12 protein-coding genes and 3 tRNA genes are annotated in these 13,972 nt (G+C 60.3%); 6 read left to right on the forward strand and 9 right to left on the reverse strand.

Annotation, left to right across the window (positions count from 1 at the left end; translation table 11 throughout):
• Positions 1–21 precede the first annotated feature (21 nt).
• Complete coding sequence (locus D3Y59_RS05985) at positions 22–999, forward strand: Ppx/GppA phosphatase family protein (RefSeq protein WP_240410549.1); 978 nt, start codon at positions 22–24, stop codon at positions 997–999.
• Positions 1,000–1,081: 82 nt separating this feature from the next.
• Here D3Y59_RS05985 and ppk1 read toward each other — a convergent pair whose 3' ends face one another.
• The 5 genes from ppk1 to D3Y59_RS06010 all read right to left on the reverse strand — a co-directional run bounded on the left by ppk1 (position 1,082) and on the right by D3Y59_RS06010 (position 8,766).
• The gene (gene ppk1 / locus D3Y59_RS05990) at positions 1,082–3,409 is read right to left on the reverse strand and encodes a polyphosphate kinase 1 (RefSeq protein WP_240410550.1); all 2,328 of its coding nucleotides are present in this window, start codon (positions 3,407–3,409) and stop codon (positions 1,082–1,084) included.
• Between the two features lie 54 nt (positions 3,410–3,463).
• Positions 3,464–3,841, reverse strand: a complete 378-nt coding sequence (locus D3Y59_RS05995) for a RidA family protein (protein ID WP_119444225.1) — start codon at positions 3,839–3,841, stop codon at positions 3,464–3,466.
• 171 nt (positions 3,842–4,012) lie between these two features.
• Positions 4,013–5,995: a DNA topoisomerase (ATP-hydrolyzing) subunit B gene (gene gyrB, locus D3Y59_RS06000; protein WP_119444226.1), complete on the reverse strand. Its 1,983-nt coding sequence runs from the start codon at positions 5,993–5,995 to the stop codon at positions 4,013–4,015.
• A gap of 234 nt (positions 5,996–6,229) precedes the next feature.
• A complete protein-coding gene (locus D3Y59_RS06005) occupies positions 6,230–7,633 on the reverse strand; it encodes a T9SS type A sorting domain-containing protein (protein ID WP_162910590.1) in 1,404 nt (467 codons plus the stop codon).
• Between the two features lie 338 nt (positions 7,634–7,971).
• Positions 7,972–8,766 carry an alpha/beta fold hydrolase gene (locus tag D3Y59_RS06010; protein WP_119444228.1) on the reverse strand — a complete coding sequence of 265 codons (795 nt, stop codon included), beginning with the start codon at positions 8,764–8,766 and terminating at the stop codon, positions 7,972–7,974.
• Between the two features lie 282 nt (positions 8,767–9,048).
• Between D3Y59_RS06010 and D3Y59_RS06015 the strand changes: the two genes are divergently transcribed.
• From D3Y59_RS06015 to D3Y59_RS18230, 3 genes are all read left to right on the forward strand, one after another.
• Complete coding sequence (locus D3Y59_RS06015) at positions 9,049–9,483, forward strand: hypothetical protein (protein ID WP_162910591.1); 435 nt, start codon at positions 9,049–9,051, stop codon at positions 9,481–9,483.
• 241 nt (positions 9,484–9,724) lie between these two features.
• Positions 9,725–10,168 (forward strand): SpoIIAA family protein, encoded by a 444-nt coding sequence (locus D3Y59_RS06020; protein ID WP_119444230.1) that lies wholly within the window; start codon positions 9,725–9,727, stop codon positions 10,166–10,168.
• A 307-nt stretch (positions 10,169–10,475) separates the two neighbouring features.
• Positions 10,476–11,006, forward strand: a complete 531-nt coding sequence (locus tag D3Y59_RS18230) for a hypothetical protein (protein WP_162910592.1) — start codon at positions 10,476–10,478, stop codon at positions 11,004–11,006.
• Positions 11,007–11,224: 218 nt separating this feature from the next.
• Here D3Y59_RS18230 and D3Y59_RS18730 read toward each other — a convergent pair whose 3' ends face one another.
• The 4 genes from D3Y59_RS18730 to D3Y59_RS06040 all read right to left on the reverse strand — a co-directional run bounded on the left by D3Y59_RS18730 (position 11,225) and on the right by D3Y59_RS06040 (position 11,941).
• Complete coding sequence (locus D3Y59_RS18730; protein WP_262696962.1) at positions 11,225–11,350, reverse strand: hypothetical protein; 126 nt, start codon at positions 11,348–11,350, stop codon at positions 11,225–11,227.
• Between the two features lie 152 nt (positions 11,351–11,502).
• Positions 11,503–11,579 (reverse strand) — tRNA-Arg (locus D3Y59_RS06030).
• Positions 11,580–11,714: 135 nt separating this feature from the next.
• Positions 11,715–11,788: transfer RNA gene (locus tag D3Y59_RS06035), tRNA-Pro, on the reverse strand.
• Positions 11,789–11,850: 62 nt separating this feature from the next.
• Positions 11,851–11,941, reverse strand: a tRNA-Ser gene (locus D3Y59_RS06040).
• Between the two features lie 123 nt (positions 11,942–12,064).
• On the opposite strand from D3Y59_RS06040, the gene D3Y59_RS06045 reads away from it, so the two are divergent.
• Together D3Y59_RS06045 and D3Y59_RS06050 are read left to right on the forward strand one after the other, a co-directional pair.
• A complete protein-coding gene (locus tag D3Y59_RS06045) occupies positions 12,065–13,081 on the forward strand; it encodes a vWA domain-containing protein (RefSeq protein ID WP_162910593.1) in 1,017 nt (338 codons plus the stop codon).
• On the forward strand, positions 13,081–13,968 hold the full coding sequence (locus D3Y59_RS06050) for a hypothetical protein (protein WP_119444233.1): 888 nt from the start codon (positions 13,081–13,083) through the stop codon (positions 13,966–13,968). Before D3Y59_RS06045 ends, D3Y59_RS06050 begins: the two co-directional genes overlap by 1 nt.
• Positions 13,969–13,972 lie beyond the last annotated feature (4 nt).

Genomic DNA, 13,972 nt, shown 5'->3' on the forward strand with positions numbered 1-13,972 from the left:
CTCTCTTTTACCGCTTCTTCCATGGAATACCCGCTGCTGAAACTAGCCGCCATCGACATCGGCTCCAACGCTGTCCGCTGTCAGATATCCGCCGTGCTAGAGTTTGGCGGCAACTACAGGCTTAAGCGCGTGGAGTACGTGCGCTATCCGTTGCGCCTGGGCGAAGATGTGTTTGCCACCGGGCGCATTTCGCCGGCCAAGGAAGAGAAGTTTGTGAAATTTCTGCACGCGCTCAAGCTGCTGATGGAAGTGCACGACGTGGCGCATTACCTAATTTGCTCTACCTCGGCTATGCGTTCGGCCGAAAACGGCCAAGCCATTGCCGAGCGCATGAAGCGTGAGTTGGGCATCGACGTGCAAATCATTGATGGGCAGTCCGAAGCGGCGTACGTGAACCGCGTTATCATGCAGTTGCTCGAAGACAAGCGCCACTACCTGCACATCGACGTTGGCGGCGGCAGCACCGAGTTCAACCTATACTCGGAGCGCCGCAAGGTGGCTTCGCAGTCGTTCGAGGTCGGCTCGATTCGGCGCTTGCAAAACGACGGGCAACCCGGCGCGCAGCTGCAGGACACCTGGCAGCAAATGGAAACCTGGGTAAAGGAAAATGCCCGGCGCTACCACGTTACGCGCGCCATTGGCACCGGCGGCAACATCAACAAAATCTACGCCCTGGCCCAGCTGCCGCTCGATCAGCCCATTTCGCGTCGCCAGATCAAGGACATTCTCACCCGCCTGCGCGGCATGAGCATGGACGAGCGCGTGAACCTGCTCATGCTCAACCCCGACCGCGCCGACGTCATCGTGCCCGCCGGCCAAATCTACCTTTCGGCCATGGAGTGGTCGGGCGCCAAGGACATGCTCGTGCCCGACATCGGCCTCAAGGACGGCATGCTACAAGCCTTGTTTGAAGACCACTTCGAGGAAATCCGGCCCATTACCGATCAGTCGCACCGAATGCCGGTGCCCGTAATCCAAAAAGATTCGGAGGGTTCCTAAAGCAAAAGACCCGAGTGCTCGGCGCTCGGGTCTTTTGCTTTAGGAACTTGCTGGCACCTAGGGCCAAGCCCTAGGTCAGCGACTAGCTCTGCTCCTCGGGCACCACGGGCGGCACGGGGCCCGGCGTAAGCGGGTCGGGCTGCGCCAGGGCTAGGGCGGGCTCGGCCGTGCCCTCCAGCAGCTCGTCGGTTTCGTCGTCCGGCAACACCACTTCTTCGCCCGCAATCAAGCTGTCCTCCGAGGGCGACACGGTTTCGCCTTCGGGCACACGCGCCATAGGCATGGCGGCCAAAAAGTCCTGGTACAAGTCGGTATCCTGCACCAAGCCGTAGTTCTTTAGGTAAAACTCCTTGTGCAGGTTGAACACCGGCTCCCCATCCTCGGGCTGGCGGCGGATGTAGGCCCCGTCTTCGCGCATGAGGTAGGTGTTGTAGTTGTCGCGCAGGTTGAAGTAGAGGATGTTGATGGCCTCGCGCAACAATTGCGGGTTCACGATCAGGAACAAGGCCTCGATGCGGCGGTCGAAGGAGCGCACCATCACGTCGGCCGAGCCCGAGTACACCTTGGGCTGGCCGCCGTGGTGGAAGTAAAACAAGCGCGTGTGCTCGAGGTATTCGCCCACAATGCTGCGCACTTCTATGTTCTCGCTCAGGCCTGGGCGGCCCGGGCGCAGGCAGCAAATGCCGCGCACAATCAGCCGGATGGGCACGCCCGCCTTGGAGGCCTTGTACAGCTCGTCGATGATGTCGCGGTCTTCCAACGAGTTCATCTTCATCACGATGCCCGACGGCAGGCCGCGTTTGGCGTTGCGCCCCTCATCGCGAATCAGCTGGATGAGCTGCTGGCGCATGTCCTTGGGGGCCGTAATCAGGTACTCGTAGTCGTCGGGCTGCGAGTGGCCGGTAATTACGTTGAAGAACTCCGACACGTCGTGGCCATACACGTCGTTGGTGGTCAGCAGGCTTACGTCGGTGTAAAAGCGCGAGGTTTGCTCGTTGTAGTTGCCCGAGCCAATGTGCACGTAGCGCGTCACCTTTTCGCCTTCCTTCCGGATGATCATGGCCATTTTGGTGTGCGTCTTGTACTTGCTCACGCCGTAGATGACAAAGCAGCCCGCCTTTTCGAGCTTAGCCCCCTCACGGATGTTGCGTTCCTCATCGAAGCGCGCCTTTACCTCGAACAGCACTGATACGTGCTTGCCGTTTTCGGCCGCTTTCAGCAACGCGGCCGTCACGCGCGAGTCGTCGGCGAGGCGGTAAATGGTTTGCTTGATGCCCAGCACGTGCGGATCTTCGGCGGCTTGCTCCAGCAGCTTCACCACCGGCTCGATGGAGTTGTACGGGTGGTGCAGCAGCACGTCGTGGTGCTTCAGGTACTCAAATAGGTTCTCGTCGGCACCTAGGGGCAGGCTTAGTGGCTGCACGGGAGCCAGCAAGCGCGGCAACTTGTCGCGGAAGCTGGGGTGGCGCACAATCTGATTTACGCCGCGCAGGTCAATCAGCGAGCTGATGACGAACACGTTGCCGTTGTCAATCTTCCAGCGTTCCTTCAGCACCTGCATCAGGATGTGCGAGGCATCGGGCTCCACCTCCAGGCGCACCACGCGGCCGCGCTTGCGGGTTTTCAGCCCCTGCTGTATCTCCTGAATAAAGTCTACGTCGATGTCGTCGGATTCCTCCAGCGTAAAGTCGCCGTTGCGGGTGATGCGGAACAGCGTGGCCGACACGATATCGACGTTGCGAAACAGCTTCCCTAGGTTGGCGCGCACGATTTCTTCGATGGGCACGAAGATGACCTTGTCCTTGCGCGTGAGCTCGAAAAAGCGCGCCAGGTTGGCCGGTATCTGTACGAACGTAAGGCGCTCCTGCCCTTCCTCGGGGCCTTCGCCGCTCATGCGCGTTACCACGCCAAAAATGAGCAGCTGGTTCATCATCAGCGGAAAGCCGTGGTACGAGTCGTATACCATCGGCGTGAGCAGCGGAAACACCGTGTTCTTGAAGTAGCCGTCGGCCTTCTTCTGCTCCACCTCCGTCAGTTCATCCACGCGCAAAATATCGAAGCCGTTGCGCGCAAACAGCGGCCGTAGCTCCTGCAGGTACGTTTGCGACTGATCGTGCACAAAGCGGTGCGCGAAGTCGAGCAGCTTGCGCCGGAACGGCAATTCGCGCAGCCCGGAGTAATCGACGCGCACCTTCCCGTAGTCGAGATAATTATACAACGAGCCCACCCGAATCATGAAGAACTCATCGAGGTTGGAGGCCGTGATGCCCAAAAAGCGCAGCCGGTCGAGCACGGTGCGGCCCGAGTCGCGGGCCTGGTCGAGCACGCGGTAGTTAAACCGTAACCAGCTCAGGTCGCGGCTGATGTATTTACTCTTGCGGATGAGGTCCGACGACTTAAACAGTTTCATAAAGTAGCAATCCTACCTGCGTATTCGGGCCAGGCAAAACGGAGTTACGCAGAGTTACGAAATAATGGCCGTGGCTTCAATTTCTACCTGCAAACGCGGATCGATCAGGGCGCTTACCTCCACCATGGTGGTAGCGGGCCGAATGGTGCCGAACACCTCGCCGTGGGCGCGGCCCGCCTCTTCCCAACGCCGCATGTCGGTAATGTAAATGCGGGTGCGCACCACGTGCTCCATGGTGGCGCCGGCCTCGGCCAGGGCGTCCTTTATCTTTTCCAGAATGCGCTTGGTTTGGGAGTACACATCGCCGCCGGTAATGGTGGGGCCGTCTTGGGCGGTGGTGCCGGCCACCTCCACCAAGTTGCCCACGCGTATGGCCCGCGAGTACCCTACGGTGTCTTCCCAGGGCGAATTAGAGGTTATAAGTTGTCGCATTGTACTGATGTTGATTTTTGTGGCGGGCGTTGGCAACAGCCGCGCGGTGCGCGTGGCTCGGCGCGAAGTGCTGCGCCCGCCCGCCGTTCGCACCACCTAGGGTTTTACTCAGCATGCCGAATGCCCAACAAAAAAGCCCGCGCTAGGCGGGCTTTTTTGGCTGCAAGCTGCTTATACGTCCAGCTTGGCATATTTGGCGTTCTTCTCGATAAAGTCGCGGCGGGGAGCCACCTCGTCGCCCATCAGCATCGAGAACAAGTGGTCGGCTTCGGCCGCCGATTCTACGGTTACCTGCTTCAGCGAACGGGTTTCGGGCTGCATGGTGGTAGTCCAGAGCTGCTCGGCGTTCATTTCACCTAGGCCTTTGTAGCGCTGCACGTTCACCGATTCGGGGCGGCCTTTGGCCAACTCCTCCACGGCGGCCTGGCGCTCTACTTCGGTCCAGCAGTAACGCTCCTCTTTGCCCTTCTTCACGAGGTACAACGGCGGCAGGGCGATGTAGATGTAGCCCTTGTCGACCAGCTCGCGCATGTAGCGGAAGAAGAACGTCAGGATCAGCGTCCGGATGTGCGAGCCGTCCACATCGGCGTCGGTCATGATGATGACCTTGTGGTAGCGCAGCTTCGAGATGTTCAGCGCTTTATCATCCTTCTCGATGCCGTTTTCCGGATCGGCGGGCACCCCAAAGCTCACGCCCAGGGCCGTAATCATGTTCCGGATTTCCTGGTTTTCGTAGATGTGGTGCTCCTGCGCCTTCTCCACATTCAGGATTTTACCGCGCAGCGGCAGAATAGCTTGGAAAGCCCGGTTGCGGCCCTGCTTGGCCGTGCCACCGGCCGAGTCGCCCTCTACCAGGTACAGTTCGCAAATAGCCGGGTCCGATTCGGAGCAGTCGGCCAGCTTGCCGGGCAGCGAGTTGGAGCCCAGCACGGTTTTGCGCTGCACCATTTCGCGGGCTTTGCGGGCGGCAATGCGAGCCTTGGCAGCCAGGATTACCTTCTCCACAATCACCATGGCCTCCTTGGGGTTTTCCTCCAGGTACTGGTTCAGGATTTCGCCCACCACTTGGTTCACGGCACCGCTTACCTCGTTGTTGCCCAGCTTGGTTTTGGTCTGGCCTTCGAACTGCGGCTCGGCTACCTTCACCGAAATAACGGCGGTGAGGCCCTCGCGGAAGTCGTCGCCCTGCACCTCCACCTTGGCTTTGGCCAGCATGCCCGACTTATCGGCGTAGGCCTTGAGCGTGCGGGTAAGGGCCGAGCGGAAGCCCGCTACGTGCGTGCCGCCCTCGATGGTGTTGATGTTGTTGACGTAGGAGAAGATGTGCTCCTGGTACGAATCGTTGTACTGCAGGGCCACCTCCACGGGCGTGCCGCCCCGCTCGCTCACCACGTGAATGGGGCGCGTCATCAGCACGTTACGCTCGCCGTCGATGTACTGCACAAACTCCGACAAACCGCCCTCCGAGAAGAACTGCTCGCCGCGGGCCACGCCGTTTTCGTCCTTCTCGCGCAAGTCGAGCAGGTTGATGCGGATGCCCTTGTTCAGGTACGACAACTCGCGCAAACGCGTGGCAATGGTTTCGTAACGGTACACCGTCTCGGTGAAGATCGAGTCGTCGGGCCAGAACTCCACCTGTGTGCCGTTGCGGTCGGTATCGCCGATCTGCTTCACGGGGTACAGCGGGGCGCCGCGCTCGTACTCCTGCTGGTACACGTGGCCGTTTTTGTATACGGTTACACGCAGCAGGTTGCTTAGCGCGTTCACGCAGCTCACGCCCACGCCGTGCAAACCGCCCGACACTTTGTAGGTGTCTTTGTCGAATTTGCCGCCGGCGTGCAGTACGGTCATTACAACCTCCAGCGCCGAGCGACCTTCTTTCTGGTGAAAATCCACCGGAATGCCGCGCCCGTTGTCGCGCACCGTGATGGAGTTGTCTTCGTTTATGGTTACGTCAATCGTGTCGCAGTACCCGGCCAGTGCTTCGTCGATAGAGTTATCGACTACTTCCCATACCAAGTGGTGCAGGCCTTTGATACCAATGTCGCCGATGTACATGGCCGGGCGCTTGCGCACGGCTTCAAGCCCTTCCAGTACCTGAATACTATCTGCCGAGTATGCGGCGGGGGCTTTTTTCTCTTGAATTTCGCTCATGTGCGGCGGTTAAAGTTCAGCTCCTGTGTAACACGCGAAGATACCGAAACATCCCTTTTTTGCTACGTTTAACCGGGTTTTCCGGGCATAAAAAGCCAAAAATAAAAGCCGTTCCGGATTACCCGAAACGGCCTTGCCCAAGGCGGCCCACTAACGCCGCCGCGCGGCGCCCCCTAGGTGCCTCATGGTCACTGCCCAAGCCGGCACCTAGGGGGCGCATACCCAGCGGCAGGGCTACCGAATTACGAGCTTGCGCACCAGCGTGCCCTTGTTGGTTTCGGCCTGCAGATTGTAGAGCCCGGCTTTGTGCTGGCTCAGGTCGATGAGCACCTCCTGCGTGGTGGCCGCCGTGAGTTGCAACGCTGCGCGGTACACCTCCCGACCTAGGGCATCGGTTACCTGCAGGCGGCTTACGCGCAGGTTAGCTTCGCCCAAGCTCAGTTGAAACACGCCGTTGGCGCTGGGGTTCGGAAAGGCCTTCACGGCGGCATCGGTAGCCAGGCTTACCCGCGTGGAGGAAATTACGGAATTGAGCTTGAACATGCCGCCGGTGCTGGCGCTGCCCGCTTCGCCGGTAAAGCCGCCGGTGTAGCCAATGGAGGGGCTTAGCATATCGACTTCGAACTGGTACTTGCCGATGTCCATGTTCGTCCAGGTTTGGCCGCCGTCGCGCGAAATGGAGCTGCCGAAATCGTTGATGCTGCTCGCCTGGCGCACGTTCTGCCCCACGCTGATGTAGGTGTTCGGCAATCCGGGCACGGCATCGAGCCCGAATACGCGCAGCGGGCCGGTGTAAGTAAGGGCGGTGCTGGTGGCGCCGCCGTCGGCGGTGCTGGCCAGCCCAAAGCCCGTGTTCAGCAAGCCGCGCTGGGCATCGGTGAAGGCGATGTTGAGGATGGCATTGGGCACGGGCGTGTTGTACGCCGCCCAAGTGGCGCCGCGGTCGGTCGATTTTAGAAGCCGGGCGTTGGTGTTGTTGGCCCCGCTCAGGGTGCTAAGCCAAATGGTGTTACCCAACGCGAAATAGGTGCCCGTCATGCCGTACTCTGAGGCGCTGACCGAGGTAGGCGCATTGCTCACGCGCGCCCAAGTGGTGCCGCCGTTGGAGGTGGTGTAAATCTCGAACTGCGCGCCCGATCCGCCGGGGTTTGGGTCGCCGAACGCCACGCCCTGGTTGGCGTCGAAAAAGTGCACCACGTTGGGGTAGGCATCGTCGCCGCTGAAGGTGGCAGTGGCCTGGCGCGTCCAAGTTTGGCCGCCGTTGGTGGTTTTGTAAATGCCCGGGGCCGTGGCGGTTTCTTCGGCCGGGTAGGCGGCTACCCAGGCAGTGTTGGCATCCACGGCCGTAATGTTGGCCACGCTCAGCCCGGCGGGCAAGCCGTTCAGCAAGCCGCCCGTCCAGGTATTGCCGCCGTCGGTCGAGCGGGCGTAGCGGTTTACCAGCGGGTCTTCCACGTTTTCGCTCAGCAACACCCAAACCGTGGAGGCGTTTACGGCCAGCACCTGATCGACGAGGTAATTGGCGGGCGCTACGTTCGACCCCAAGTTTTGCGTAATCCAAAAGGGGGTATTGTTCTGGCCTAGGGCGGCGGTGCTCAGCAGCAGCGCGGCGCCCAGCGAGAGTAAAAAGTGTTTCATAGCGGAGATGCGTGAGTGGATGTTGCGCCCTGCGCGGTGCAGGTTCGGGCGAAGCTGCAACTGCCGGCAAAGCGATTGAAAGTACGGATTATTATATTCTGCAACTCATATGAAACAGGATATTGTCAATTGCCCGGCAACGATGATATTAGGCGTAGGATGTAGCAAGCCCCTAGGTGCGCACGGGCACCCAAAGCCGTGGGAACGGCTCATCTAGGTTTCGACGAGTTTGGCTTCCTCGCGCGGCTTGAACTTGCGGCGCTGGCACAGCTGGAGCTGGAGGCAACGCACGCCGGCCGCACCGATGCGAGTGGCTCAAGGGCTGAGCGTTGCGGTTTTCAGTATGCCAAGTGCAGCTCAATGGCCGCAGCGGTTTCGGCGGGGGCGCTTAGCTGTGGGCAGTGCCCCGTAACGGGCAGGGTGACCAGGTGCGCAGCCGGAATGCTGGCGCTCAAAAAATCGCCTACTTCGGGCGGAGCAATCAGGTCGTGCGCGCACTGCAGTAGCAGGCACGGAATGGGGATTTGGGTAACGTCGAGGCGGTTGTCGGAGAGAAAGGTAACGCGCGCAAATTGCCGGGCAATGGTGGGGTTAGTTTGGCAGAGGCTGTGCGTGAGTTCGGCAGCCAACGAAGGCCGGTCGGGCTCGCCCATAATAAAGGGCCCAAATGTATCGGCCCACCCCACGTAGTCGCGCTCCATGTACGCCAGCATGGCTTCTAAATCGGCGCGCTCGAAGCCGCCGTAGTAGCCGTTTGCATTGATGTAGCAGGGCGAGGCGCCAATCATGATGGCTTGCCGAAACAGCTCGGGGCGCGCAATGGCCGCTAAGGCGCCAATCATGGCGCCTACCGAGTGGGCCACCAGTATGGGCTGCTGTAGCTGCAAATGCTCGCAAATTTCCAGCAAGTCATCGGCGTAGCCTTGCAGGCTGGTGTACTTCTCGGGCAGGTAAGCCTCCGTGGCCGACGACCCCGCGCCCACGTGGTCGAACAGCACAATTTTGTAGGCTTGGGCGAACGAAGGCAACAGGTAACGCCACATGGTTTGGTCGCAGCCAAACCCGTTGACGAACACCAGGGTTTGCTCGCCTTTACCCAACACATGCACGTTGTTGCGCTGAATCACATTCATAAGTACGCCTTCTAACAAACGTATTTCGGAACTACGAATCCGTATTGCAAGAGAATTTGACCAAATTTAACTTGGAAAACAACTATTTCAACAGAGTAGTACTACGCGTACTGTAGTGAGAGCAACAATCGGGCATCGCAGGGTCATTTTTGCCCTGGCGGAAGGCGTACCACGGGCCACCCAGCAGGCCGCAACGGACCCTGTTTCGGAAACCCGGCCGGCACAGTTTTGCCAAATACATTAGCAGCCGATAAATTAGCCTAAATTTTTAGCTAATCTACCATGGCTAACGTTTCCAGAACCCGGGAGCCGGGCGTGTTGGTTGATGAATTCGCTTTAACTGACGCCTCCCCCAACGACGATGCTCTCGACCTTGGCAGTGGCGCACCGCAGCCCGCAGCCGAAAACCTCGATGCCTCGCTGTGCCCGCTGTGCACGGAGCCGCTGGGCTGGCACGACACCCCTTGCCTGAGCACGCAACCAGCTACTGCCTCGGCCAGCAACCCCACTTTTCACTATTCTCCAGCTGCCCTTTTCGCCTTCGACCTAGGGCAAGCGGTGCAAGCAGCCTATAACAACCGGGCGCACCGCATCATCTGGCGCGGACAAGTAAAGGAACGCCACCCGGCCACCGGCTGGGTGCAGCGCATAAACGTGTACCGCCTCAACGACGGTTACTGGGACTGCTACCGCGAAGACGACCTGCAAGTTGCCTAACAACTCGCCAAACAGCATCACCGCCCTAGGTGCAGCCAAGTTGCGCCGGCCAGGCAGCCACACTTGCAGCTAAACATAGCAGGCCCCTAAACCCAACCGCAGCTCCGCCACCCGTACTAGGCTGGCTGCACCGCGTTTGCTGCGGGCCTCGCAAATACTCGCGCAAAGCTGTGAGGCAGCTGGCTTTTGGTGGAAAATAGTCGAATTGCTATTTAGCAAGCAGGAATTCTTATTTTCGCCCATGGAAGCGCCTGCACTTGCCGATGTAATTTTTGCTAATGGCGCCGCGGCGCTCAGCACCGATGGCAGTGCTTACCTGCGGCTAACGTGGCTAAGCGGCCCTCGCCGCTTCGAGGATTTTCGGACGGTCCTGAACGTGCTGCTCCAGGCGTGCCGGCGGCAAGGCACGGGCAAGGTATTGGTTGATCAGCGCCACATGAGTACCCTAACTCCCGCCGAGGAACACTGGATTGCCAACGATTGGCTGCCGCGCTCAGTTGTGCAGGGCAATTACCGCTACGCCGCCATTCTGCCGCCCACCGATGCCGAAGCCCTGGCTTGCATGAAGGCGCTAAATTGGCCGCCGGTGCCCGAAGCACCTTACTTCGCCACCTTCAGCGACGAATCGTCGGCCCTGAGCTGGCTGCGCCGCCAAATACCCGTTGCTTCTCACCACTTAGCCTGATGGCTGCAGCCATTCGCTCCTGCCAGCGTGCCGTAACCCTTGACGCCTAGGTCCGAATGGTGTCGGGTGCCAAGCTGCCCTAGGTGCCTACCCAGTGCAGAGCTCGTTCGAGGGAAAGACTTGGTTAGCCTTCACTAAGGGAATGGCCAACGTGGAGGCCACACTCATCATGTAAGGTTTTTGGCAACCACAGCAAGCCTCCTAACAGCCGCTTGGATACCGCGCTGCTGATGCAACTGCCCAGGCACAGCCAACCCGCTATGACTTAAGGGTTCCTTTTTGTATTGTTGAGGTCAATTCCGGCGTTATGCTAAAACTTCTCCTGCTGCTCACCTCGCTGGCCGTTACTGCCTGCACCATTCCGCTGCCCCAACCGGCTCCCACGCCCACCCCGCCCCCTGCGCCCGTGCCCAAAGTTCGCACGGTGCTGCTCTCGGCACTTGTGATGAGCGAAGGCGACGCCAGCCAGCTACCAACCGACGACCCACTGGTTACGCTGAGTTTGCGGCGCGTGGCTCCGCTGCCCGCGGGGGGATTCGAGCTTAAACCCGCCGAGCTTATTTTGCCTGCCACTCCGCTTAAGCCGCACATGCGCTACTTCAACCTACCGCCCATCGAAACCTACGCTGGCGCCCCCATGCCGGTGCTAATTGGGGAGGTTACGGTGAAAACGGCCCCGCCCCAAGGAGCCGGCCAAGGCTACCGCGTAACTGGCTCCTACACCATCGATGGGGTGGTAACCAGCAACATGCCAGCTATTTACTACATGGCGGGCGTGGCAGCTGCGGCAGGCACCCCGCTATCGTATAAAACTGAGTTTCAAGTACCGCACCAGTAGCACAGCTTTTGAATACGAGCCGGCGGCCTTTAGAAGCAGCCCCGCTTGCTTCCAAAGACTAGAACACCGTCGCCTAGGGCCGCTTGGTCCGCGTGTGCGGTAAGCAACACGTTAGCAAAAACACACCCCGCGCCGGCGCGCTACATAAATGCTGCGTATCGGCGCGGGGTGCGTAATCCTTGGAGTTGTTTTCAGGAAAACCTTTTAACCGAGCTGCGTCAGCTGCGCGCTACGGGTGCAGAGGTGCTTACGTTGGCCGGAGCGGCAGCGGCTTCTTGCTTTGAGCCACGGCTGTAGGCCGCAAAGAGCAGGGCAACAAGGGCAGTTAGGTAGAGTGTTTTCATAGTGGAGTAGAGTGGCGTTAGGATAATGGTTACGCATGAATTGCTCCTGCGTTGGGTTTAATGTTGAGTTTCAAACCCAACTGCGGATGTTGCCCCTTGGCCCACAAAGAAAATCAGCCACTCCGCTGTGCAGCAAAGTGGCCGATTGTAAGTGGCACCCCCGGCACGATTCGAACGTGCGACCGTCTGCTTAGAAGGCAGATGCTCTATCCAGCTGAGCTACGGGAGCTTATGTTGTGCTATACGCGGATTTCAAACGCAAGTAGTTGCTGCAACGACCGGAACATACTGTTGCTTGCAGCAGCCACGAAGCATCGAAAGCCGCCCACCCCACAAGGCGGGCAGACGGCTTCCGAAAAAGTAGTCGGGGTGGCAGGATTCGAACCTGCGGCCTCCTGCTCCCAAAGCAGGCGCGATACCGGGCTACGCTACACCCCGAAAGCGGCAACAGACGCTGCTGCGCTATAAAAAATCAGGCTTCCCGAAGTACGGGAAGCCCGTGGCGGAGAGGGGGGGATTCGAACCCCCGGTAAACTTTAGGTCTACGGCAGTTTAGCAAACTACTGGTTTAAGCCACTCACCCACCTCTCCGTAATTGAGGCTGATTACCTAGTGGCCGCTTGCCCTTAGGTGCCGCAAATATACAAGCGGCAATCGAAAAACAATTGTCGAGCGAAAAAAAATCTACGTTTCAGCTCAGCAGGGCCATTATCTTTGACATCGACCACCGCCCGCGCTGGGCCCGCACGCATGCTTACTTGGCTGTATTCCTGGACGATTTGGGAAGCCTTGCTTACGGCTGGGGCGCTGGTGCTATATGTGGGTTACGTGTGGCGCACGGTGCGGCTTTCGCGCCCGCTCGGCATGTCGGGGTGGCGCTTGGCCTGGAAAGCCTTGCCTCGCCTGCTGGCGTTTGGGCTCTTGCTGGTAGCGCTGCTGGGCCCGGCCTACGGGCTTACCCAGCGCGCGGTGCGCACCGCCGGTAAGGACGTGTGGCTGCTTGTCGATTTGTCGCGCTCCATGGATGCTAACGACGTGGCGCCTTCGCGGCTGCAAAAAGCCAAAGCCGAGCTGACTGCTTTGGTGCAGCGCTTTCCGGCCGACCGCATTGGGCTCATCGTGTTCAGCTCCGAAGCCTTCGTACACTGCCCGCTCACTTACGACCAGGAAGCGCTGCTGATCTTGCTGAATACCCTGGATACGAAGTTAGTGCCTAAAGGCAGCACCGAGCTGACACAACCTTTGCAATTGGCCCTCGCACGCATGGCCACCTCGGCGCTTAAGCCCGACAGCGTTGGCGCACCTAGGGCCACGGCGCTGGTATTGGTGAGCGATGGCGAGGACTACAGCGACAACGTGGAAGGGGTGCTGCGCGAAGTAGTACGCAGCGGCATGCGCCTTTACACCGTTGGGGTGGGCACCGCCGCAGGCGGGCGCATACCCCGGGCCGGCGGGTACGTGCGCGATGCGCAGGGCAAACCGGTTCTCACGCGTTTGCAGCCGGCCGTGCTGCGCCGCCTTTCCGAGGCAACCGGCGGCGTGTATGTAGAGCTGACGGACCGGCGCAACGAGTTTCCGCTGCTGTTGCGGGCCATATCGCGCCTCGAGGGCCAAACCCAGCAGGTGCGCACCGTAACCGTAGCCGACAACCGCTACCTGTACCCGTTGGCGGCGGCCTTGTTGCTGCTCGCGCTGGATGTGGTTATATCCGTAACCGTAGTGAAGCCCTGATGCGCGGTTTGCTGCTGATACTGCTGGTGCTGGGCGGTGGCTGGTGGAGTGCCCTGCAACGCGTGCACAACGCCAACGACGCCATGCGCCTGGGGGCCAGCGCCTACGCCCAGCGCGACTACGCTACCGCCGCCGCCGCTTACGCCCGCGCCCGGGGCCTAGGTGTTACCGACGAAGGCGTGCTGCTGAACCTAGGGCATGCATACGCCCGCTTGGGCCGCCAACCCGAGGCTCGGCAAGCCTACGGCAGCCTGCTGCAAAGCGCTGTACCCGAAGTACGCAGTGTGGCCCGGCAACAGTTAGCCGTTTTGGCTGCGGCCGATGGCAACTACGCCCAAGCCACCGCTCTGCTACGGCAAGCCTTGCTCGACAATCCGCGCAACACCGCTGCGCGCTACAACTACGAACTGCTTCGCCCCTACCAAGGCCGCCGCAACGAGCCCAATCTACCGCCCCCACCTGCCGAACGCCAGCCGCAGCCGGGTGGTGCCGGCGAGCAATCAGCCGATACGCAGCCGGCCCAAGCGCCGCCGCAAGCCGCCCCCGCTAGCGGCAACCAAGCCACTGGGCAAGGTAGCCAAACCGGCAACCTGGGCGGTAATACCAATCGGGCAACCGCACAGGGCAACAACCCTGGCAGCACGCAGGGCCTCGATACGAATGCCAACGACACCGGTGGTCCGCCAAACAACAGCGGCACCAGCGGCGAGGCGGCCAACCCCACCGATAACCGAGTAATTACCCGCCAGCGCTTGGCTCCGCTGAACCTGAACGAGGCGCAGGCCCGGCAACTATTGGACGCGCTGCAGGCCGCCGAGCAGCAGTATTTGCAGCAGCTGCCCCACAAAGCCACGCAGCGCCCCGACCCCCGCAAGCCCGCTTGGTAGCCCT

It is taken from the genome of Hymenobacter oligotrophus, assembly GCF_003574965.1.
GTDB lineage: Bacteria > Bacteroidota > Bacteroidia > Cytophagales > Hymenobacteraceae > Solirubrum > Solirubrum oligotrophum.

Coding starts and splice junctions, on each gene's coding strand:
- D3Y59_RS05985 (WP_240410549.1), top strand. CDS start 22: ATGGAATACCCGCTGCTGAAACTAGCCGCCATCGACATCGGCTCCAAC.
- ppk1 (WP_240410550.1), bottom strand. CDS start 3,409: ATGAAACTGTTTAAGTCGTCGGACCTCATCCGCAAGAGTAAATACATC.
- D3Y59_RS05995 (WP_119444225.1), bottom strand. CDS start 3,841: ATGCGACAACTTATAACCTCTAATTCGCCCTGGGAAGACACCGTAGGG.
- gyrB (WP_119444226.1), bottom strand. CDS start 5,995: ATGAGCGAAATTCAAGAGAAAAAAGCCCCCGCCGCATACTCGGCAGAT.
- D3Y59_RS06005 (WP_162910590.1), bottom strand. CDS start 7,633: ATGAAACACTTTTTACTCTCGCTGGGCGCCGCGCTGCTGCTGAGCACC.
- D3Y59_RS06010 (WP_119444228.1), bottom strand. CDS start 8,766: ATGAATGTGATTCAGCGCAACAACGTGCATGTGTTGGGTAAAGGCGAG.
- D3Y59_RS06015 (WP_162910591.1), top strand. CDS start 9,049: ATGGCTAACGTTTCCAGAACCCGGGAGCCGGGCGTGTTGGTTGATGAA.
- D3Y59_RS06020 (WP_119444230.1), top strand. CDS start 9,725: ATGGAAGCGCCTGCACTTGCCGATGTAATTTTTGCTAATGGCGCCGCG.
- D3Y59_RS18230 (WP_162910592.1), top strand. CDS start 10,476: ATGCTAAAACTTCTCCTGCTGCTCACCTCGCTGGCCGTTACTGCCTGC.
- D3Y59_RS18730 (WP_262696962.1), bottom strand. CDS start 11,350: ATGAAAACACTCTACCTAACTGCCCTTGTTGCCCTGCTCTTTGCGGCC.
- D3Y59_RS06050 (WP_119444233.1), top strand. CDS start 13,081: ATGCGCGGTTTGCTGCTGATACTGCTGGTGCTGGGCGGTGGCTGGTGG.